17 protein-coding genes are annotated in these 23,134 nt (G+C 62.4%); 16 read left to right on the forward strand and 1 reads right to left on the reverse strand.

The window, feature by feature from the left end; translation table 11 throughout:
• Positions 1-28: 28 nt before the first annotated feature.
• The 16 genes from VGB22_10365 (at position 29) to VGB22_10440 (ending at position 22,405) form a co-directional block, all read left to right on the forward strand.
• Positions 29-955 carry a M28 family peptidase gene (locus tag VGB22_10365; protein ID HEX9751668.1) on the forward strand — a complete coding sequence of 309 codons (927 nt, stop codon included), beginning with the start codon at positions 29-31 and terminating at the stop codon, positions 953-955.
• Positions 952-1,473, forward strand: a complete 522-nt coding sequence (locus VGB22_10370; protein HEX9751669.1) for a helix-hairpin-helix domain-containing protein — start codon at positions 952-954, stop codon at positions 1,471-1,473. Before VGB22_10365 ends, VGB22_10370 begins: the two co-directional genes overlap by 4 nt.
• Positions 1,470-2,063, forward strand: a complete 594-nt coding sequence (gene rsmD / locus VGB22_10375) for a 16S rRNA (guanine(966)-N(2))-methyltransferase RsmD (GenBank protein ID HEX9751670.1) — start codon at positions 1,470-1,472, stop codon at positions 2,061-2,063. Before VGB22_10370 ends, rsmD begins: the two co-directional genes overlap by 4 nt.
• Complete coding sequence (gene coaD, locus VGB22_10380) at positions 2,056-2,574, forward strand: pantetheine-phosphate adenylyltransferase (GenBank protein ID HEX9751671.1); 519 nt, start codon at positions 2,056-2,058, stop codon at positions 2,572-2,574. Before rsmD ends, coaD begins: the two co-directional genes overlap by 8 nt.
• Positions 2,575-2,673: 99 nt before the next feature.
• On the forward strand, positions 2,674-3,795 hold the full coding sequence (locus tag VGB22_10385) for a glycosyltransferase family 9 protein (GenBank protein HEX9751672.1): 1,122 nt from the start codon (positions 2,674-2,676) through the stop codon (positions 3,793-3,795).
• The gene (locus VGB22_10390; GenBank protein HEX9751673.1) at positions 3,792-5,702 is read left to right on the forward strand and encodes an ABC transporter ATP-binding protein; all 1,911 of its coding nucleotides are present in this window, start codon (positions 3,792-3,794) and stop codon (positions 5,700-5,702) included. Before VGB22_10385 ends, VGB22_10390 begins: the two co-directional genes overlap by 4 nt.
• Positions 5,677-6,825 (forward strand): glycosyltransferase, encoded by a 1,149-nt coding sequence (locus tag VGB22_10395; protein HEX9751674.1) that lies wholly within the window; start codon positions 5,677-5,679, stop codon positions 6,823-6,825. The genes VGB22_10390 and VGB22_10395 overlap by 26 nt, the downstream gene beginning before the upstream one ends.
• 22 nt (positions 6,826-6,847) lie before the next feature.
• The gene (locus tag VGB22_10400) at positions 6,848-8,068 is read left to right on the forward strand and encodes a glycosyltransferase family 4 protein (GenBank protein ID HEX9751675.1); all 1,221 of its coding nucleotides are present in this window, start codon (positions 6,848-6,850) and stop codon (positions 8,066-8,068) included.
• A gap of 190 nt (positions 8,069-8,258) precedes the next feature.
• Entirely contained in the window at positions 8,259-10,445 is a 2,187-nt protein-coding gene (locus VGB22_10405) for a bifunctional (p)ppGpp synthetase/guanosine-3',5'-bis(diphosphate) 3'-pyrophosphohydrolase (GenBank protein HEX9751676.1), read from the forward strand.
• 43 nt (positions 10,446-10,488) lie between these two features.
• The gene (locus tag VGB22_10410) at positions 10,489-13,311 is read left to right on the forward strand and encodes a BamA/TamA family outer membrane protein (protein ID HEX9751677.1); all 2,823 of its coding nucleotides are present in this window, start codon (positions 10,489-10,491) and stop codon (positions 13,309-13,311) included.
• Positions 13,312-13,423: 112 nt separating this feature from the next.
• Positions 13,424-14,587 carry a PQQ-binding-like beta-propeller repeat protein gene (locus tag VGB22_10415; protein HEX9751678.1) on the forward strand — a complete coding sequence of 388 codons (1,164 nt, stop codon included), beginning with the start codon at positions 13,424-13,426 and terminating at the stop codon, positions 14,585-14,587.
• Positions 14,588-14,822: 235 nt separating this feature from the next.
• A complete protein-coding gene (locus tag VGB22_10420) occupies positions 14,823-15,269 on the forward strand; it encodes an Hsp20/alpha crystallin family protein (protein HEX9751679.1) in 447 nt (148 codons plus the stop codon).
• Between the two features lie 192 nt (positions 15,270-15,461).
• On the forward strand, positions 15,462-15,752 hold the full coding sequence (locus VGB22_10425; GenBank protein HEX9751680.1) for a zinc ribbon domain-containing protein: 291 nt from the start codon (positions 15,462-15,464) through the stop codon (positions 15,750-15,752).
• A gap of 117 nt (positions 15,753-15,869) precedes the next feature.
• Complete coding sequence (locus VGB22_10430; protein ID HEX9751681.1) at positions 15,870-18,554, forward strand: AAA family ATPase; 2,685 nt, start codon at positions 15,870-15,872, stop codon at positions 18,552-18,554.
• A gap of 294 nt (positions 18,555-18,848) precedes the next feature.
• Positions 18,849-19,928: an ACR3 family arsenite efflux transporter gene (arsB, locus tag VGB22_10435; protein HEX9751682.1), complete on the forward strand. Its 1,080-nt coding sequence runs from the start codon at positions 18,849-18,851 to the stop codon at positions 19,926-19,928.
• Between the two features lie 362 nt (positions 19,929-20,290).
• Positions 20,291-22,405, forward strand: a complete 2,115-nt coding sequence (locus VGB22_10440) for a hypothetical protein (protein HEX9751683.1) — start codon at positions 20,291-20,293, stop codon at positions 22,403-22,405.
• 110 nt (positions 22,406-22,515) lie between these two features.
• Here the strand turns inward: VGB22_10440 and VGB22_10445 are convergent.
• Positions 22,516-23,134: hypothetical protein (locus VGB22_10445; GenBank protein ID HEX9751684.1), on the reverse strand; the 619-nt coding region annotated here is incomplete at its 5' end.

Genomic DNA, 23,134 nt, shown 5'->3' on the forward strand with positions numbered 1-23,134 from the left:
CACACGCATTCGCTGTAATTTGGTTCGCATGAATCTCGTGCGACGGGCCGTACCGACTGCCTGCGTGCCGGTCGTGGCGGCGTGGCTGTCCTGTGGGACCGTGCCTCCGGAGTTCAATGCCGACCGCGCCTTTGCCGATCTGGAACGCCAGGTTGCCTTCGGCCCGCGCATTCCGGGGACCCCCGCGCACGACTCATGCGCCAACTGGCTGATCGAGACGATGCGTGGATTGGCCGACACCGTCGAAGTACAGGGTTTTGACGGCTGGCTGCCTCAGGTCGATTCCGCCATTCCGATGCGCAACATCATTGCACGTTTCCACCGGGCTGCCAACCGACGCGTCCTGCTGGGAGCGCACTGGGACACGCGCCCGTACGCCGATCAAGATTCCGATCCCGCAAACCATCGGTCACGATTCGACGGCGCCAACGACGGCGGCAGCGGCGTCGCCGTCCTGATTGAACTGGCGCGTGCGCTGGCGGCGGCGGTGCCCCCGGTGGGCGTCGATCTCGCGTTCTTCGATGGGGAGGATGTGGGCGAATACGGTCGTACGCCCGGCCTGTGGTGCCAGGGGTCACAACACTTCGCCGACGCGCTCGATCCGCCGAATGGCCGTTACCGCGACATCTATCGCTGGGCGGTCATCGTTGACATGGTCGGCGGGAAGGACCTGCGTCTGGTGAAGGAAGGCATCTCCGCTCGCATTGCGCCCGACTTGACCGAGCGCGTGTGGGAGATCGCAGCCGATTTGGGAATCGAAGTGTTTGTCGATGCGCTGGGCGAAGACATCTATGACGATCACATCCCGCTTTTGAGGAAGGGAATCCAGGCCATCGATCTCATCGACATGAACTACGAATACTGGCATACGATCCATGACACGCCCGAACAATGCGCTCCGGCGTCGCTGGCGGCGGTCGGACGCGTCGTTTTGCAGTTGGTGTACTCGGAATGACCGATGACCGCGACCATACCGGGGCCGAATCCGAGGGGGTGGCCGCTGTTAAGGACGGGAGCGTCGATCCGCGTCACGCCGGGGCCTACGGATTCTCCCGTTTCGAGATTCGACTGATCCTGCTTCTGGCGGCTGCGGTCCTGATCGTCGGCACGGCCGGCTGGCTGCGACGCGACAGCGGTTCTGTCCCGGCGTGGATGATCGAAACCGTTGTCGCCGAACCGTCCGTCGACTCGAAGGACCGTCTGTCCGCCGAATCGGAATCCTGGATATCAAGTATCTCCGATTCATCGGCGCTCGACTTGAATACCGCCGACGAATCGATGTTGCGTCGACTCCCCGGCATCGGTCCGGAGTTGGCCCGTCGCATCGTCGTCGATCGCGAAAAGAATGGTCTGTTTCGATCGGTCTCCGACTTGCAGCGCGTCTCGGGGATCGGTCCCAGGAAAGTCGCCGCCATCATCGGTTTGGTTCGTGTCGCGCTCCCGGACAGCAGCCGGGGAGAGGATGCCCGATGAGAATCATCGCCGGCGAATTGGGTGGACGCCGCCTGCGCCCGGTCAAGTCGACCGCGGTGCGATCGACCGCCGACCGAGTCAAAGAGTCGCTCTTCAACATCATCGCCGCGGAATTGCCGCACGCGTACGTGCTCGATCTGTTCTGCGGCAGCGGCGCTTTGGGATTGGAGTCGTTGTCGCGTGGCGCGGACCGGGCGGTTTTCGTCGATCAGGGACGCTCCGCCCTGCGCTGCACGCACGACAACATCGCGCAATTGGGCGCAGAGCTGTCAAGCGAGGTGCTGGCAGTGGATGCCGGACGCGCGTTGCGTCAACTCTCGGGACGCGGGGATCGGTTTTCGGTCATCTTCGCCGATCCGCCGTACGGCGAGGGCTGGCCCAAACGGCTCCTCCAATGGGTCGCAGAATCCGATTGCCGCCGCGAACATGGCGTCCTGGTCATCGAACACCACAAGAAGGACCCGCCCGGAGATGCACCGCCCGGGTTTTCGGAGTGGACATCGCGACGCTTCGGCGATACTGTCATCACGATCTGGCGTTGGAATCGATCGTCACCGACGACGGAACAAGCACCCGACCAGCATGAATAACCCCGCCTCTCACCGACTCGCGATCTACCCGGGATCATTCGATCCGGTGACCAACGGCCATGTGGACCTGATCGCCCGCGCCTTGCACCTGTTCGACAACCTGATCGTCGCCGTGGCGCAAAACCCATCCAAGACGCCGTTGTTCTCCGGGGACGAACGTTGCGCGATGATTACCGAATCGATGCGCGCATCCGAAGTCGTCTCCGAGCTGGCCCGAGTCGAGACGGTCGTCTTTGACGGCCTCTTGGCCCACCTCGCGGTCGCGCGCGGGGCCACGGCCATCGTGCGCGGGCTGCGCGCCGTCTCCGACTTTGAATTCGAATTCCAAATCGCGCTGACCAACCGCACGCTCGCGCCCAGCGTCGAAACCGTCTTCCTCATGCCCAATGCGCGCTACACGTTCTTGTCGTCGACCATCATCAAGGATGTCGCCCGCCACGGCGGCGATGTCTCGCGGCTGGTGCCGCCCAATGTCGCCGTCCGGCTCAAAACACGCTTCGCGAAGCCCTGACGCCCTCTCATACCCGTCGTCCGCGCTGTTTCATTTGCCTCTCCCAACACGTATCATTGGTATTCCCCGATCGTTCAATTGTCGCCGGGGGGCATCGCGATGGCTTCCAAACGTGTCGAACGTTTCTTGAAATCGATCGGTTTTGCGCTGCTGCGGACGGTCGCGCCGCGACGTCGTCCTCTTCCTGATCGCGACGCCATCGCCCGGTTTGAGCGCGTCCTGGTCCTGCGCCTCGATGAGCGGATCGGCAACGCGGTGCTGTTGACATCCATGCTGGCCGCGCTGCGCAGCCAGTTTCCACTCACGCGCATCGACTGCATGCTCAGTTTCCGCTATGCCGACTTGCGTCGATTCATACCGTCCGTCGACCGATTCGTGCTGTTCGACAAGCATCGCCTCGCGCGCCGTCCGTGGGAGTTTCTGAGGACCGTGCGATCGATTCGCGGGGAGCGCTACGACTGTGTCTTCGATGCCTCCGCCGACCAGACTGTTTCGTTCACTCATCTGGCGCTCTGTGCGTTTTCGGGCGGACGCGTCCGTGTCGGGCACGATCGCGGCGGCATGGGACGGCTCTACGATCTCTCCGTAGCCGTCCCCGACCACGTCCGCCACGCGGCGGACACGCACGTGGATTTGCTGGATGCGCTGACGCCGGTGGCAGACCGTCCGCTCCCAAAGCTCCATGTTGACACCGATGATGAGGTGCTGGCGCGACTCTGCCGCTCGCAGGAAATCGATTCGGATCTGCCCCTCGTCTTGATTCACCCCGGCGCCCGCGGACGCAAACGTTGGCCCCCGGAACAGTTTGCCGAACTGACGCGACGGCTGGCCGCGACGGTGCGGGCCAATCTGGTCTTGGTGTGGGGGCCCTCTGATGTCCAGACGGCTGAGGTAGTGGTCAAGCTGGGCGACAACACGCTGCGACCCGCCGGTATTCTCGCGTTTGTCGAACTGTTGCAGTTGATCCGCCGCGCCGACGTATTCGTCTCCGCCGACACCGGCCCGATGCATCTGGCCTCTGCCGTGGGAGCGCCCGTGGTCGCCATCTTTTTGCACACCGATCCGGCGCAGTACGGCCCGCGCGATCCGGCGAGCATCGTTCTCGACGGCAGGGACCGCGCGCTGTCCGCCGGCGATGTCGCCGATGCGGTGCTTGGGATACTGCGACACAACACGCTGCGCGGCGCCGCGTCACCGCCGCGGGAAGCATTCGCATCATGACACAATCGCACCCGATGCATTCCGGGCCGCCGAACCCGTCGTCGATGCAGCGGTTTCTGCGGCGGGCGCTGCTGCACTGGCCGCCGCTGACGGTTTCATTGATCGCTTCGCTGCTGTTTGTCGCGACATCGGCCGCGCTGATCTGGCTGGTCGGTCCGCTGGCGGGCGCGTTGTTCGGCATCACCCCGCAGACCCCGATTGCGGGAGTTGAGGACGGCGGGAGTCTTGGCAGCATCAAAAACGCCCTCCTCGGTGTCCTCGATCACCTGATCGTCCGCCAGGACCGAATCGAGACGCTGGCGCGCCTCTGCATGGCCATTCTGCTGATCGCCGCGATCAAGAATCTCTGCCGCTATGCCCAAAGTCTGGCGGTGTCCACGGTCGAACAACGGCTCGTGCGCGGGCTGCGCGAGGAACTCTTCGCGCACTATCAGGCGCTCTCGCTGTCTTACTACCACCGCACACGCAGCGGCCAGATCATTTCCCGCGTCGCCAATGACGTGCGCGTGCTCAGCACCATGCTCGATGTTGCCTTCGGCAACCTGTTGCGCGACCCGCTGCTCGTCCTGGTCCTCTTCGGCTCATTGCTCGTCATCAGTTGGCAATTGACCCTCGTGGCCTTGGTCGTGCTCCCGCTGTCCGTGACGGCCATCGGGCTGGCGGGACGCTTCATTCGCCGCTATTCGTGGCGTTCGCAGGAAAAGATGGCCGACTTGAATACGGTGCTTGAGGAAAACGTCACCGGCGTGCGAGTCGTCAAGGCCTTCCATCGCGAAGAATACGAGATCGACCGTTTCCGCCAGTCCAATCGGGGATTCTACCGGGCGATGCTGAAGATGCTGCGTGTACGTCACCTGAATTCGCCGATCAGCGAATTCCTCGGCACCGTCGGCGCCATCGCGATTCTCTGGCTGGGCGGACGCGCCGTGCTGGTGGGGGAGGGGCTCTCTCCCAACGATTTCATGACATTCATTTTCCTGACATTCGCGATCATCCAGCCGATCAAGACGCTCGCGCACGTTCACGCGCGCATCTCCGAGGGACGCGCCGCCGCCGACCGTGTATTCGAAGCGCTCGATCTTCCCATCGAAGTCCGCGACCGCCCCGGAGCGCGTGCGATGCCGGGATTCTGCGATGCGATCCGTTTCGAGAATGTCGGCTTTCACTACGATACGGGCGGATCGGTCCTCCGCGAGATCAACCTGCAAATCCCGCGCGGCTTCGCGGTCGCGCTCGTCGGCCCCTCCGGCGGCGGGAAGTCGACTTTGTGCGATCTGCTGGCCCGCTTCTACGATCCGATCGAGGGGCGGATCACAATCGACGGAATCGATCTGCGCGACCTCACGATCGGTTCTCTGCGAGCACGCCTCGGCATCGTGACTCAGGATGTCGTGCTGTTCAACGACACCGTGGCCCACAACATTGCCTACGGCGACACATCTCCCGACCCGAATCGACTGCGGCAGGCGGCCGAGGCGGCGTTCGCGGCAGAGTTTATCGATGCGTTGCCGCTGGGGTTTGAGACCGTCATCGGCCCGCGCGGCATGAAGCTCTCCGGCGGACAGCGACAGCGCATTGCCATCGCGCGCGCGATTTACAAGGACCCGCCGATATTGATCTTCGATGAGGCCACCAGCGCCCTCGACACCGCCTCCGAATTCGCCGTGCAACAGGCCATCAACAATCTGTTGCGCGACCGCACCGCGCTGATTGTCGCGCACCGCCTCTCCACCGTGCGCGATGCCGATCTGATCGCCGTCGTCGATGCCGGACTCATCATCGACACCGGAACCCACGAAACACTGCTTGAGCGCGGCGGATTGTACCGCCGTCTCCACGACATGCAGTTTGCCGACACGCCGCAGGGGGCTGATGCATCGCATGAAGCCGCGCGTCCTGTTTTGTGACAGCGCCCGCGTCTGGGGCGGCATCGAGCACTGGATGGTGACGGTCGTCGGCGCCCTGGCGCACCGTGGCTGGACCACCGCACTCGTCGCCCGCACCGGCCATGAACTGCTGCGACGGGCGACAGCCGCCGGGCTGGAGACGCACGGTTGGCGGTTCCGCTTCGATTTCGATCCGGGGACCATCCTGCCCGCCGACCGTCTGATGCGCCGCTGGCGTCCCGACCTGTTGGTTGTCGCCCTGGGACGCGACATCCGCACGGTCGGCATGGCCGCGCACCGACAGGGCGTGCCCATGCTCTGGCGCATGGGGATGCCCTACCCCAACTGCGGCTGGGCGCACCGCGTCACCGGAAAGCGACTGGTCCGCAAGGTCGTCGTTCCCTCACACGAGCTAAAGGGACGGTTGTCGCCATTCCCGTGGCTTGACGGCAAGGTCGAAGTCATCCCGAATGGATTGCCGCTAACGGATCCTCCCGATGAGACGCGGATCGCCGTCGCGCGACAGGCGTTGGGTTGGAAACGCGACCAGTTCGTCATTCTCTGGGTCGGACGCATCAAAGCGATCAAAGGCGTCGATCTGTTGCTGCGGGCATTCGCCGGGCTTGTGGCCAAACACCCGCATGCGCGAATCGTCCTGGTCGGCTCCGGTCCCGATGAGAATGCTCTGCGCGAACTGAGCGTGCAACTTGGCATCGACGCGCGCGTCCGGTTTGCCGGGTATCAGAGCGATCCCGGACCGTACTACGAGGGATGCGATCTGTTCGTCTGCCCCTCGCGCGAAGAACCCTTCGGCTGGGTGCTGTTGGAAGCGATGTTACGGCGCAAACCCGTCATGGCCGCCGCTGTCGGCGGCATCCCGGAAGTGGCCGGTGACGGCGCTGTCCGATTGTTCCCGAAGGAAGACATCGGTGCCCTGCGCGACATCCTGGAGGAACTGATTTCTGATGAACACAAGCGCGATCGGCTCGCCGACGCCGGACTGGCGCGAGTGCGGAGCACGTTCACCGAGTCGCTGATGATGGATCGCCTCGAAGACTGTTTCACGCGCACGATCGACGGCTCTCAAATGCACCACCCGCGCGCCCGATCGCGCCGCGACACAACACGCGCGCTGGTGGGCTGAGGCCCGGCGCGGGTACCATCCCATGCGCATCATCGTCTCAGCCACACTCGGCGGATTCAGTGCCGGGACATGGTATGCCGTCAATACCGCGCGACGCCTGGTGTCGCGCGGCCACGAGGTGCTCTACATACCGCGTCCGGCCGGTGAAAGCGCCCGCCGTGCCGAATCCGCCGGTTTGCGGGTCACCTCGGACATCGATCTGGAGAAGAAGTCGCCGCGCCGTGCGTACCGCAATCTCCGCACTCTCCTGAACCTGATGACATCGTTCGGCCCCGATGTCGTCTTGGCGCACGGCAGCGGCGATCACTCGTTCTGGGGCTTGGCCCGGCTGATCGGCGACCGGCGCATGGCCCTCATCCGCGTCCGGGCGCTCGATCCCAAGCCGCCGCGACGGCATGCGCTCGCGCGCTGGCTGCATCACAAAGCAACCGATGCGGTCGTCACGGCCAACACGCGCCACTACGCATACTATCGCTCTGCTCTGGCGATTCCCGCCGAGCGGATGCGCATCATCGGCGGCGGCATCGACCCCGAGGAATACCGCGACACCGGCGACGATGCGTTCCGATCCAACGAAATCTCACTGCCCGATGGCCGGCGCATCGTCGTGCTGCTGGCGCGCTTCGCGCCGGTCAAAGGCCACCGCGTGCTGCTGACCGCGGCCTCGCGCATCCGTGAACGGCATTCGGACACACACTTTCTGTTTGTCGGACGCGCCGCCGCCTACAACGGCGATCAACTGCGACGCTGGACTTTCGAGATGAACTTGCAAGGTGCCGTCACGATCGTCGACCGGCCGCTGCCGTCGATCCCTGCCCTCCTGGCACGATGCGCGATCGGCGTGGTCGCGTCGGTCGGCTCCGAAACCGTCTCCCGCGCCTTGCTCGAATACCTGGCCAGCGGGCTGGCCGTGGTCGCCACCGACGTCGGAGGCGTTCCCGATCTGTTGTCGCGCGGCGAGTTCGGCCGGCTGATCCCGCCCGACAACTCCACTGCGATTGCCGCCGCGGTATCGGATTTGCTGGATAACGACGAAAGGCGACGGCGCATGGGTGCGGCAGCCCGCGCGTATGTGCTCGGAAACTGCACATGGGACCAACGCGTCGATGAATGGGAACGTCTCCTCTACGAGACGATCGCGAGGGTCCGCGGGCGGGATATCGCCCCGCTCAACGACGGCGAGCCGCCCGGCGGCTGTCAGGAGTCTCCGCCCGCAGTTGTGCTCGACGGGCCGGTTCGTTAAGCCGTTGGCATAAACGGCGATCCCGCACGTATATTATTGGGGGTAGGTTCAGCGATGCTGCCGTTGCGGCGAATAATGTCATCCGGACGCCATCCAGCGGATGGTGCGGATAACCCGGCATGACGCCGAATTGATTATGAGTGAAGCGGTTCTCCGAAAGTCGCGCAGTCGGCGTGGACGCCCGCCCGAGATGAACCTCGCGGAGTTCGTCATCCGCGTCGAGGCGGAAAACGCCAATGTCGACATTGCGCTGTTGCGCCGCGCCTACGAGTTCTCCGACGCCGCGCACAAGGGGCAGGTGCGCGAATCCGGGGAGCCCTATGTCAATCATTGTCTGGCCGTTGCCATGATCTTAGCCGAGCAGCATCTGGACACCGCCACCATCGCCGCCGGAATGATTCACGATGTCGTCGAAGACACCGTGCACGGCTTGGATGCGGTCCGTAACAGCTTCGGCGATGAAATCGCCGTCTTGGTCGACGGCGTCACCAAAATCTCCGGGATGCAGTCGAAGAGTCTGCGCGAGCAGCAAGTCGAATACTTTCGCAAAATGCTCATCTCGATGGCGCACGATATCCGCGTCATCGTCATCAAGCTCGCCGACCGTCTGCACAACATGCGGACGCTGGAGTATCTCGACGAATCCAAGCGGCGCCGCATCGCCGAAGAGACCCGCGATGTCTACGGCCCGCTGGCCCATCGCTTCGGCATGGCGCGCATCAAGTGGGAACTCGAAGACCTGGCGCTCAAATACCTCGAGCCGGACGCGTACGAAGATCTCGTGCGCCGCATCGAACTGAAGCGCGATGAACGCGAGGCCCACATCGAGGAGATCAAGATACCGCTGGCGGCGGCGCTGGACGGCGAAGGAGTGGAGGCCGAAATCACCGGCCGCGCCAAACACCTGGCCTCGATCCGCCGCAAGATGCTCGCGCGCGACATGCCGCTGGAGGAAATCTACGATCTGCTGGCGGTGCGCGTCATCACGCGCGACGAACGCGACTGTTACCATGTCCTGGGGGTCGTTCACAGTCTCTGGACGCCGGTGATCGACCGGTTCCATGACTATGTCGCGACGCCGAAATCGAACATGTACCAGTCGTTGCACACCACTGTGATCGGGCCCCGCGGACGCATGGTCGAAATCCAAATCCGCACCCGCACGATGCACCGCACCGCCGAATTCGGCGTCGCCGCGCACTGGCTCTACAAAGAAGGCAAGCAATCCTTCGACGACAGCGACCGGCAGATGAACTGGCTGCGCGAAGTGCTCGAGTGGCAGCAGGACACGCGCGACCCCGGTGAGTTCCTCGATTTTCTCAAGACCGACCTCTTTCAGGACGAGGTCTTCATCTTCACGCCCCACGGCGAGCTGGTGCACCTGCCCCGCAGCGCGACGCCGATCGACTTCGCCTACGCGGTCCACACCGAAGTCGGCCATCATTGCACCGGTGCGCGCGTCAACGGACGCATCGTCTCGTTGACGCATGCCCTGGAATCCGGCGATGAGGTCGAGATCATCACCGCCCCGCAGGCGCACCCCTCGCGCGACTGGCTCGCCATTGCGCGGACCACGCGGGCGCGCTCGAAGATTCGCGGGTACCTGCGCAAAACCGGGTTCGATCAGTCGCTGGAACTGGGGCGCGACTTGTTGCAGCGCGAATTGAAGCGCCTCCGCATCGCAGTGCCGAAAGACGCAGTGCTGACCGACTGGGCGATGGCCCATTCATTCCCCGATGCCGAAAGTCTGCTGGCGGCGCTCGGCAACGGGATGCTGTCGGTCAAGGCCCTGCTCCACAAGGTCCACCCCGACAGCGATCCCCAACGCACGGCCGCCAAGACCCGCGCGCCGACGCCGCCGACCGGGACCACCCCGCGCGGCATCCGCATCCAGAATCTTGATAACATGATGTTCCGGTTTGCCCTCTGCTGCCAGCCGGTTCCCGGCGAACGCATCATCGGCTATATTACGCGCGGACGCGGCGTCACCGTGCACCGCGTCGATTGCGCGAATATCGCCGCCATGGGGGATCAATCCGAACGCAGCGTCGCCGTCGAATGGGATGTCGCGCCCGATCAGGCCTTCCGCGTGGCCGTCAAAGTCACGCTGGAAAATCGCAAAAACCTGCTGCGCGACATCACCCAGGCGATCTCCGATGCGGAGATCAACATCCGCTCGGTCTCGATCGATTCGGAAAGCAGCATTGGCACCGGAAATATCGTCCTGGAAGTCCGCAATCTGCGTGAACTCGCGGACGTGATGAAGCGCATCCGCAGCGTGCCGGGGACGCTCGCGGTCGAACGAGCCGCCGCTGCCGACAATGGAACCCCGAAGGGGAATTCGGGTTCAGGCAATGGGAAAAGTCGAACACGATAGGCCACATCAGGGGGTGCCTGTCGTCATGCCCCCGACGCCGTTGATGCCCGCGACCATCAAATACAGACGGACCGAGTGGCGCACGACGTGGTGCATCCTCTGCGCACTGCTGTGGCTGATCCCCACGGCTGCCCGGGCGCAGTTTTATTTCGGCAAAAACAAAGTCCAGTACACCGAATTCGACTGGCGGGTTCTCGCCACCGAACATTTCGACATCTATTTCTATGAGGGCGAGCGCTGGCTGGCGGACGTGGCGGCCGAATCGGCCGAACGCTCCTACGACATCCTCGCCGACCGCTTCAACCACCACGTCGAAGAACGTGTCCCGCTGATTATCTATTCTTCGTCGCGATTCTTCGGTCAAACCAACATTATCCCGTCGCTGTTGCCGGAAAACGTCGGCGGCTTTACCGAATTCATGAAGGGGCGTGTCGTGCTCCCCTTCAACGGCTCCTATGCCGCCTTCCGCCATGTGCTGCAGCATGAACTGGTCCATGTGTTCACGATGTCAAAGCTGTCGGCGGTCGGACGCGCGCATCGCCGGTTGTCGACCCACGCCGCGCCGCTGTGGTTCACCGAAGGCCTCGCCGAATACTACTCGCGCCCGTGGCAGACCGACGCCGATATGGTGCTCAGCGACTTGGTCCTCTCCGGCCGTTTTCACGGATTGGAGCGCATGGGGCAGATCTACGGCACGTACCTCATGTACAAAGAGGGCGAATCATTCTGCCATTTCATCGCCGAAGAGTACGGCGATGAATACCTGATCTACCTGTTGGACAATTGGTGGCGGGGTGAAAATTTCGAGGAAGTCGCCGCCATCACCTTCGGCCGCCCGCTTGAGAAAATCGGTCGCGAATGGGAATACTGGCTCAAGAAGAAATACTACCCGACCATCGCCCAGTACGAACTCCCCGACCGCGTCTATATTAAGCGCACGCAGTCGGGATACAACGTCAAACCGGTGCCGATCCGGCTCAACGTCAACGGCGAGCTGGTGGACCGGATCGTTTTCAAGGGCAACCGCCTCGGCTACGGCGGCCTCTACATGACCAACCGCGAGAGCGCCCCCGCCGAATCGCATGTCGAAACGCTGCTGAAGGCCGGACGCTCTCCGCGCTTCGAGTCGCTCAATCTCTTAAACTCGTCGCTGGATGTCTCGCCCGACGGCGTGGTCCTGTTTTCTTCGTTGCGGCACGAACGCGAAGTGCTCTACACGATGGACGTGCGCACGCGCAAGATTCTCGACGAATACGATTTCGATTCGCTCTATGCCATCCAGTCGCCGTCGTTCGACGAGGACTGCCGGCGCATCGTCTTCTCCGGAGCGCGCAAAGACGGCATCTTCGACCTGTATCTCTTCGAGCCGGACTCCGACCGCCTGACCCGGTTGACCAACGACGTCTACCTCGACGCCGATCCGGTGTTCACGCCCGATGGTACACAGATCGTCTTCGCCTCCGACCGCGGACGACACGGCGAAGACGGCAAGCTCAACCTGTACCGCTGTGATTTGGCGACGCACGCGGTCACCGAGTTGTACACCGGGCCGTTCACTGCCCGCTCGCCGTCGTTTTCTCCCGATGGCGGAGCGATGGTGTTTACCTCGGACGCCAAGGGGCACGCCGACATCTATCGCCTGATCGGCCAGGGACGCATCGACCGGCTGACCAATCTGGCCACCGGCGTGTTCGATCCGCGATATCGCCCCGATGGGTCCGGGCTCGTCTTTGCCGCCTATCAGAACATGGGATTTCAGATTTACGAGATGGACTTGCCCGATACCGCAACGGCCGAGTTTGTCGAGTTGGGGCAGAAGGAGTGGACCCCGCAATGGCAGCCGGTCGAAGGACAGGGTGAAGTGGCTGCGGGCGCCGTCGACTATCGCAAGAAGTTCTCGTTCGATTTGGCGCAGTCGGCGGTCTCGTTCGATGCCTTCTATGGGACGGTCGGCGGGTTCCAGACCGCGTTGACCGACATCCTCGGTGATCATCAGTACTATTTCCTCGTCGCCAACAACGCCGGCAGCAAAGACGAGATTTTCGAAAGCTTCAGCGCTGCCGCCACCTATTTCAACCGTAAACGGCGTCTGAATTACGGCTACGGCCTGTTTCACTTGTCGACCCGCTACGATGATCGGATCGAAGGACCGATCAAGGAGCGCCAATACGGCGTCGCCGGGCACCTGGCGTACCCGGTCTCGAAGTATCGTCGGATTGAAACGTCGCTGTACGTGCGGCGCTCCGACCGCGACGTCCTCGTCGGTGAGCGTCGTCGCGGCGTCCTGGCCACGCCGTTTTTGTCGCTGGTACACGACAACTCGCTGTGGGACATCACCGGCCCCATCGACGGCTGGCGACTGATTCTCTCGGTCGGCGTCACCGGCGATCTGACCAATTACCGCACGCTCAACCGGCTGGCCATCATCGATGCGCGCAAATACTTCCGTCTGGGCGCATACTCCGCCTTCGCCATGCGGTTTCTGTACCAAACCTCGACCGGCGACGAACCGCAACGGCGCTACTTCGGAGGCAGTTGGGACTTGCGCGGCTATCCACGTCGCGGCGAATACACGCGCAATGTCATGCTCATCTCCAATGAGCTGCGATTCCCGTTGATCGACGCACTCTTCGTCGGATTCCCGGTTGCGCAATTGGGATTTCAGGCGATACGCGGCGCGATATTCTTCGATGCCGGCAATGCCTGGGAGGACGACTTTGGTCGCATGAAGGGCTCCGTCGGCGCCGGCGCGCGCGTGGCGCTGGGATACTTTACTGCCTTGCGCTTCGACTGGGCACGACGCACCGATTTTCGCAAACTGGAAGACAAGACCCGCTTCGAATTCTTCTTCGGCTGGAATTTCTGATCCGCCACGCTGCCACACTCGGCTTTTGACTTTCTCGCTTCAGGATTGATCACGACATTGGATCCGCCTGAGCGTCCTTGCGGTGCAGGGACATTGTCACGCAGGAATCGTCATGCCCGGAATGATTCATCGCCGATTGGTGCTGCCCGCCGCAGCTCTCGTGACCTTGTGCGTCGCATCGTGCGCGACGACCAGCGGTCGCCTCGACTTTCCGCAGAAAACTCCCCATAGCTGGCCGACCGTCCGCTGCACGCCCGACAATCGCGGTGTCGCTGGCACCGCTCAGGCCGCGATCGACTCTCTCTGTTGGGAATCGAAGACCGGGGGAGAGGCCGCCTCCGAACCGACCGTATCGGACGGACGCCTGTATTTCTCCGGGCACGACCGCCGGCTGGAAGTCTTCGATGCCGAAAACGGCAATCGCGTGTTCCGGGAACGCTTCGATGGACCGGTCAGCGGTACTCTCGTGGGAAACGGCGCGATCACCTTCCTGACCGATCAGGTGGAACAGCGTGCCTTTACCTATGGATTCGGACCGGCCGGCCGACGCTTGTCATTCCCAATACCGCCGAGCGCCTGCGCGCCGCGACGGCTGACCGATTCCACACTGCTGGTCGCCGGATTGCGTGGTATGCTGCAAAGCTGTGCCGCCGATGGCCGCGTCGTCTGGTCCCGGGAGACGGAGGGGCCGATCCTCAGCACTCCGGCCCTCGTCGATTCTATCATCTATGCGGCGAGCGGGCGCACGGTGCTGGCGATCAACGCGCGCAACGGCACCGAAGTGTGGCAGCACCGTTCGACCGGGGCCGTCCGTGCCGCTCCCTCGGTGAAAGAACGTGTCTACTTCGGGTCGAGCGACTCGCTCGTTTACGCGCTCGATCCGCTGACCGGAGCAATGGTCTGGTTCGCATCGGTCGATGGCGCGGTGGCAACGACACCCGTCGCCGGGCCCGATCACGTCTATGTCGCCGTCAATGACGGCTCCGTCTATGCATTGCGCGCCGATGACGGCACGGAAATGTGGCGGCATGAAACCGGCGCAATCGCCAATCTCTCGCCAACATTGTCAGGTCATCGACTCTTGGTTGCGACGCGCGAGGGCCGCCTTCTGATGTTGGATGCGGTCTCCGGCATCATGGAACGCGAACAACGCCTGCGCGGACCGGCGACCGTTTCACCCGTCGTCGTGGGCGCCTGCGTATTTGTCGCCGATACCAAGCGGCGCTTGTACTGCTTTGGCCCCGGAAACTCCGCGTCGAATGCCCGAATCCCTTGACACGATCTGCCAACGTTCAGCCATTCAGGCATAAACAGGCAGTCACGATACTGTCACTATGGCATTTTAATCTGCCAATATCGTATAAGCCGCATCAGGCCATAAAATCAAGTTGACTGTCATCTCGCTGTACCACATCTACTTATACTGATATTGTACCAATTGGCACGTAGTCTGCTTAGAGCACGGTGGACTTGATTGGAGTCTCTCAACGATCAAAAGAGGAGGAGTCACAATGTCACTCGTCAAGTATCAACGCTCCAATGGGATGGCGCCGCTCGCCTCCGTCGTCAACCGGCTCTTCGACGACTTCCTGCCCGGCGTGTGGTCCGACAGCGAGTCCGGCACCTTCCGGTTCCGCCCGTCGGTCGATGTGATCGAGGAGAATGATCACATCGCAATCAAGGCTGACATGCCCGGCATGGATCGCAAGGACATCAAGGTCACGGTCGCCGATGGTGTACTGACCATCGAGGGGAGCCGTTCGGAAACCCGCGAGGAGAAGAAGGATTCCTACGCCCGCACCGAGCGTTTCATGGGGACATTCTGTCGCAGCTTCAACCTGCCGCGTTGGGCCGATGGCTCGCGCATCAACGCCGACTACAAAAACGGCGTCCTCACAGTGACGGTGCCGAAGCTGGAATCGGCGCGTCCCAAAGAAATCGAGGTGAAGGTCAGCTGACCGCCGGCCATCACACGATGACGGCATCGCGACGGCCCCGCGCAGAGTTCGCGGGGCCGTCCGCCTTGATGCACGTCCTGAAGTCGGAGCATTCGGGTATCAGATTCCGTTTCCGCCAGCGCAAGTACGGGAGCATATTGAGCCGGGCAGATGTTCTTCCGAACACAGGGATTGCCAAGGGCCCAACGCACGATGCCGACATACGAGTACCGCTGCCGCGCCTGCGGCCACGAATTCGAGGCCGTTCAGCCGATCACCGACGAGCCGGTTCGCCTGTGCCCGCAGTGTGGCAAAGAACAGGTCGAACGCCTCATCTCACCCGGCGCGGGGCTGCTCTTCAAAGGGTCCGGCTTCTACATCACCGACTATCGCTCCGAGTCCTACAAGAAGTCCGCCGACGCAGAAAAGCCGAAGCCCCCCAAGCCGAAGTCGGAATCCAAGACCGACCCCAAGCCAACGGGCGGCTCGAAAAGCTCCGACTAAACTGTATCCGACGATCTGGCGATTTAAGGCCGATCACAGCAGTGCGACCGTTGCGGCATTCGTCGGCCCGCTGCAATCTCGGCAAAATGAGATCCCTGAGGAAGGATGTGATGAGTGGTGGCACCATTCGACAAGTGGACTGACAACTCAAAGATCGTGCTCCAATCGATGCTGGAGTCCGCGGAGAGCGCCGGCAACGCGGAATTAACGCCGGTTCACCTGCTGCAGGCGTTGATTCGCCAGGAGGCGATGACGCGTGCCGTCCTGCAGCAAGCCGCCATCGACGCCGCCGCATTGGAACATGAATTGTCCCAGGCGGCGAACCGCCTGCCCACGGTCCAGGGCGGCGGCCAGCCGCAGATATCGCCCGCGCTGGCGGCAATCTTTGCCGCCGCGCAGAATCGCGCCGAACGTGCCGGTCACGAGTATGTCACCGCTGCGCACCTGCTCTGGGCGGCCTTCGATAAACCCGACGGCACACTGCGAACGATCTTTTCACGAATCGCGCTCGACACCCGGCGCGTGATCGCCGCGCTCGAAGAATTGCTCGCACAGAGAGGAGCTGGCACCGTGGGGGCGGAAAACCGCGCGATGGCGTTGGAACGTTTCGGACGCGACCTCACCGCGCTCGCCTGTGCCGGTGAACTGGACCCCGTCATCGGCCGGGATGAAGAAATTCGCCGGGTGATGAAAGTCCTCTCGCGCCGTACCAAAAACAACCCGGTCCTCATCGGCGAACCGGGAGTCGGCAAGACCGCGGTCGCCGAAGGACTCGCACTCAAGATCGCGCGCGGAGATGTCCCGGAGTCATTGAAGAACCGTCGCGTGATCGCGCTCGACCTGGGGGCTTTGGTCGCCGGCTCGAAGTTTCGCGGCGAATTCGAGGAACGTCTCAAAGGCGTGCTCGCCGAAGTCGAGGAGTCGGCGGGGAATGTCATCCTCTTCATCGACGAACTGCACACCGTCGTCGGCGCCGGTTCGGCCGAAGGCAGTGTTGATGCCGCCAATCTGCTCAAGCCCGCGCTGGCACGTGGACGCCTCCGCTGCATCGGCGCGACCACACTGACCGAATACCGCAAGCACATCGAAAAGGATGCCGCGCTCGAACGGCGATTCCAGCCCGTGATGATCCACGAACCGTCGATCCACGAGACAATCTCCATTCTGCGAGGATTGAAGGAACGCTACGAACTGCACCACGGCATTCGCATTCAGGATGCCGCCTTGGTGGCTGCGGCGACGCTTTCCGAGCGCTACATCGCTGACCGCCGGCTACCCGACAAAGCCATCGACTTAATCGATGAAGCCGCCGCCGATCTGCGCATGCAGATCGACTCCCGGCCGACCGAACTCGACCGTCTTGATCATCAGATCGCGCAACTGGAAATCGAACGCGAGGCCGTACGCCACGAGAAAGACGCCGCCGACCGTCTCAAGCCGATCGCCGAAAGAATCGAACGGCTCTCCTCCGAACGCGCCACGCTCGAAGCGCGCTGGAATGCCGAGAAGGACGCGGTCGCACGCATTCGCGAAGCGACCAAACGCATGGAAGAAGCCCGGCAGCGCATGGACGAGTCCACACGCGCGGGCAACTACGAGTCCGCCGCGCGCATCCGTTATCAGGATATTCCCGAACTGGAACGGTTAATCAAGATCGAGAACATCAAGCTCAAGGAGCAGCAGCAAGAACAGCGCCTGCTCAAAGAAGAAGTCGATCCCGATGACATCGCCGCCATCGTCGCGCGCTGGACCGGGATTCCGGTCGAACGGCTCTCGACCGGCGAAGCGGAGCGTCTCATTCGTCTTGAAAAGGAACTGTCCGCCCGCGTCGTCGGACAGGATGACGCAGTGGCCGCAGTTGCCGGTGTGGTGCGCGCATCACGCGCCGGGCTGGGCGAACCGCACCGTCCGCGCGGCTCGTTCATCTTCCTGGGACCGACCGGAGTGGGGAAGACGGAATTGGCGCGAACACTGGCGGCAACGCTCTTCGGCACCGATCACGCGATCATCCGCATCGACATGTCGGAGTATTCCGAAAAGCACTCGGTCTCGCGTCTGGTCGGTGCGCCGCCGGGATATGTCGGCTATGATGAAGGAGGCCAACTGACCGAAGCCGTGCGACGCCGTCCGTATTCGGTCGTGCTCTTCGATGAACTGGAGAAGGCGCATCCCGAAGTCTTCAACATCCTGTTGCAGGTCCTCGATGATGGCCGTCTGACCGACAACAAGGGCCGGACCGTGTCGTTTGAGAACACGATCCTCATCATGACCTCCAACCTTGGCGCCGATGCCATTGTGCGCGCCTCAACCGATTCAGTGACGGAGGTGCAGCGCCGCGATGCGATCCGCGCGGGCGCTCTCGAAGCTCTGCTCATGTCGGTGCGGCCCGAGTTTCTCAATCGCATCGACGAAATCATTGTCTTCGAACCGCTCGGACCCGAAGCGATCCGGCAGATTGTCGATCTGCAGTTCGCGCATTTGCAGGAACGGCTCGCCGAGCAGAATATCACCGCCTCGCTGACCGAAGCCGCCCGTACGGCCCTCGCCGAACGCGGCTACGACCCGATCTACGGCGCCCGCCCGCTGCGACGTCTGATCCAGAAGGAGCTCGCGCACAAACTGGCCGCCGAAATCCTGAAAGCGAACGTCCGCTCCGGCGACACGATCACGATCGCTCACGACGGCGGCGGTTTCACATTCACGGTTGCCAAACGAACGACTCCGGACATCGGGGTGTCTTCCGATTCCGCGACTTCGTCCTATGAAATCGGCGACGCTGAACTGGTGGAAGAGTCGGCGTAGATTCTGTCGGGAACGGTGAGCCGTGCCGTACCCCTACGGTTGGACCGTGTGCACCTTTCCCTCGCGCCTCGAAGGAGTAAGTTCAGCAGCTTGAACTCAGAGAGTGCGGGCCAGGCGTCCTCGCCTGGCCCGGTTTTCCCCGAACGCGAATCCCATCGTGCCGCGGCGGCAGGTCGCCGATCGCAGTTTGTGAAATAGACATCTCGACACAATTGGGGCGTTGATCACCACCGCCGAGCAGCCGATCTTGCCGCCGACCGTTCGACTGATCAACGGCGAGGCAGGACAAGACCGATGTCGGCAGCAACCAGGAAACTCAATCCATTCGAGCGGTACCTGACGATTTGGGTCCTGTTGTGCATGGCGGTCGGAGTCGCAGCGGGACGGTGGTTTCCCGATGTGCTGGACACGTTGCGCGCATGGGAATTTGGTGAAGGGAGCCAGGTCAATGTCCCGATCGCGATTTTGATCTGGCTGATGATCATCCCCATGATGATGAAGGTCGACTTTGCCTCAATCCGCAATGTCGGCCGTCGTCCCAAGGGACTGCTGGTCACGCTCTTCGTCAACTGGCTGGTCAAGCCGTTCTCCATGGCGCTGATCGGCTGGGTCTTCTTCCGACACGTGTTCTCCGCATGGATTGCTCCGGCCGACGCGGACCAGTACATCGCCGGAGTGATCATTCTCGCCGCCGCGCCCTGCACCGCGATGGTCTTCGTGTGGAGCTACCTCACCGAGGGCGACCCCGCTTACACGCTTGTGCAGGTTTCGGTCAACGACCTGATCATGCTGCTTCTCTTCGCGCCGATTGTCCGTCTGCTCGTTCGGAGCGCCTCCAACCTGACCGTGCCGTTTGCGGTGCTGGTGTATTCCGTCATTGCATTCATCGTCATCCCGTTAAGCATCGGCGTCGTCCTGCGGCTGTGGCTGATTCGTCGTCGCGGACGACCGTGGTTTGAGAATTCCCTCCTGCCGCGTTTCGCCCCAATCACCATGGCCGCATTGCTCAGCACGCTGGTATTGATCTTCGCTTTTCAATCGGGAAACATCACGGGACGCTCTTTCCATGTCATTCTGATCGCAATCCCGATCCTGATTCAGGTGTATTTCAATTCCTCGTTGGCGTATGCGTTGATGCGCTGGGTGAAAGCGGAACACTCCGTGGCGGCCCCCGGCGCCCTCATCGGCGCCAGCAACTTCTTCGAGCTGGCGGTCGCGACCGCGATTGCCCTCTTCGGCCCCGAATCCGGGGCGGCGTTGGCGACCGTCGTCGGTGTTCTCGTCGAAGTCCCGGTTATGCTGTCGGTCTGTAGCATTTGCAATCGTACCCGACATTGGTTTACAGATACCACCGCCGCCAACGCCGTGTCGTAGGGCGCCGCGAACTCGGAAAGCACTGGAATTCCGCGCAGGGCCGAGCTTGCTGGCACCGGACTGATTCCCTTGTCCCGCAGCCCCTTACATCAGCGCAAGCGCGATGCCTGATATCGCAGTCAAACTTCCGCCCGCAGCGCCCCAATTCACCCCCCCGCTAAATTCTCCCCGCCCGCAGTCGATAATCCCATAGAGAAGCCGAGTCCGTCAGGGCAGTCAATTCAGGGCGGACGAGACGGCTTCTAATGACGGGGACAGACGCACCGAATCCGGCCGAAGCAGCAGGCCGCGGGCGTTCTCACAAAGGGCACAGCAGTCATCACAACGAACTAATGCGGTCTTTGAACGGCCAAAGGAGCGAGATGATGCTTCCGACCACGAGGGCGAGCGCCCGGCATATCGTCGGCGCAGTGGCCTGTGCGGTCCTGCTGTTGGGCATTGGCGCCTGCAGCGGACCCGCGGGCACAAATGGGGCGGTGATCGTCCAGAACCTGACGGTGACTCCGTCGCTGATGCAGCAGGGACAGACGGCGATTGTCGAAGTCTACGTCACCAACGAACAAGGCAACCCGTGGTCCAACCGGGCGGTCTATCTGGTGGCAGCGCCGAACACCGGGGGAGCATTCGGCTCCAGCGTCGTTGAGACCGACGATGAGGGATACGCCACCACCACCTTCACCGCGACCGCATCGGGAAGCATCGAGATCCGCGCGAACGCCGAAGGCGCCGAGCAGAGTTTGTCGAAGTTTGTGACGGTCGAGCAGGGCGGCGGCACCGGATTGTTCGGTTCGATCGTGCTGTCGATTGCGCCTTCGTTGATCCTGGCCGATGGCCTCTCTTCGGCACAGATTACCGCGCATGTGACCGACCCATCGGGCGCCGGCATCGCCGACTCGACCCTGGTCCGGTTCACCGCCGGTGAAAAGTTTGTCGATAAAGACGGCGACGGCATCTGGACATTGAATGTCGACTCGCTGGTCTATGACGGCGACGCCGACGATCAGTGGGATGCGATTGGCAACATCGATCCGGTTGCCTACACGGTCGGCGGATATGCGGCCGTGACCTATACCGCCGGCAGCACCGCGGGCCTGGTCTACATCAAGGGCACAACCGGTCAGCCCGGCAACAGTGTGTCCGCCGATGTCTCATTGTCGCTGACCTCCACCGACTCGGTGCACTCAATTGCGCTGACACCGCAGTGGCAGGAAGTCCAGGTCGCCGGCACCGGCGGCATCGAATGGGCGCGCATCACCGCGCAGACCTATGACCCCAAGGGCAATCCGGCGCCGGAGGGACGCGCAATCGAATTTTCGATCACGGGCGGTCCCGGTGGCGGCGAAGCGATCAACGGCGATCCGGTTGGTCCCGTGACCGCCTTCACCAATTCGCTGGGACAGGCACAGGTCACATTGAATGCGGGCAATCGTCCCGGCTCGATCCGCCTGCTGGCGCGTTCGGGCGCGGTCGTCTCGGCGGCCACACAGGTCGTGATCCGCAGCGGCCCGCCGGCGTTCATCTCCATCGGCGCCGCGGATTGCAACGTGCCTTCGTGGGAAGTTGTCAATGCACTCAACAAGATTACCGCGGTCGTCGTCGATCAATGGGGCAACGAAGTTCCCGACTCGACCTCGGTCTGGTTCGGCACTGAGCAGGGCTTAATCGAGGGCGAAAACCACACGCTCGTTGCGCCAACTTTCCGTGGCATCGCCGAAAGCATGTGGCATTCCGGCTCCCCGAAAGATGACGGCCTGGTCTACTACTGGGCCTTCACCGCGGGCGGCACCGTCAGCGACACGAGTGCCTTCATCGAAAGCGGTCCGGCCGCCGACGGTTGGTTCGTCACGGCTCCCGATACGTTGCTGGCCGATGGCGACAACAAAGGCGAAGTCGTCATCGAAGTCCGCGACATCAACGGCGTCTTCATGGACACCGACACGCCGATCGATGTGAAGGTCGATATCGGCACGATCTCCTCCGGGTTGCTGCAGGATGGCTGCCACTCCTCGACCTATCTTGGTGAGTATGTGACCGGAACGCTCGACCGTGACTACATCGTAACCGTGCCCGACAGCGGCATCGGCGCCATCGCCACCATTCGTGCGCGGGCGGGCGGTTACTACGGTTACAACGACCAGCATCAGGTTGTATTGCTGACCGGCCGGGCATTCTCGAACACCTCGATTATGAGCGTCCCGTTGAGCGTCACCTATGGCACGACCGTGCCGATCGAAGTGACGATCAAGGACCGTTGGGGCAACCCGCTGGGCGGACACTTGATTACGATCACCGGCGACGGAGTCGGCGGCTCGGTGACAGGCTCGCCGCAGTACACCAACGAATACGGCGTCGCGTCGGGCTTCGAGTTCACCGCGACCGCCAATCAGGCGGTGACGAGCGCGTTCATCACGATGACCGATCTGGATCCGAACTTCGGCGGTATCGCCAAAGCACTCAAGATTGCGCTGGAAGAATAGCACGGCTGTGGGTCGTGAGCGGAAAAACCGGGAGGCCGTCGCCTCCCGGTTTTTTTGTGCGCGATCGCCGACTGATCTTGAGACTCTGAATCAGCAGCACGGCGCGCCGGTCACTTTCGGTCCTGCTGGTATGATGTTGCGCCATGTTGCTGGCCCGAAGTACAGTTGAGGATCATCACGTCGATTAAATCGATTCGGCCGTCGGAGTTGGCATCGCAACCGTCATCGAGAGTTCGCGTGCCGCTTCGATAGAGCCATTCGAGCACTTGTCGCGCTGTTTCCCAACGTGCGCTCTGCATCTGTGCGCTTGGCCGGACATACCCGAATTCGTCAAGGAGCTGGTTCAGCATCGACCGTGCTGCTTCGTCGACGCAGTAGGAGAGGGGAAAAGCCAGTGCCGCCGCCTTCCATTGCGGATCGCGGGTGACAACGGCGACCGGTTTCCCCTGGAGATCCGACAGCTCCGGCTGATTTGACCCAAACGTATAGAGGATGTCGGCGCGTGAGGTGTCCACCTCGAAATAACCGACAAATGGAACCGCGCCCGCAGTCGGCGGCAAGAGCGGATTGAGCCCCCAGTCGGTCCGCGAGGGATCGACATCCAACGTGGGCCAACCGGTCATTGCAGGATCGGCGGCGACAAACTCCGCATTCATGCGTGTCGGGTTCGACAAGAGGACTTCCGGATAGTAGGCGCGATTGATTCCGAGCACATCATAGGCGAAATCG

The sequence above is a fragment of the Candidatus Zixiibacteriota bacterium genome (genome assembly GCA_036397555.1).
GTDB lineage: Bacteria > Zixibacteria > MSB-5A5 > WJJR01 > WJJR01 > DATKYL01.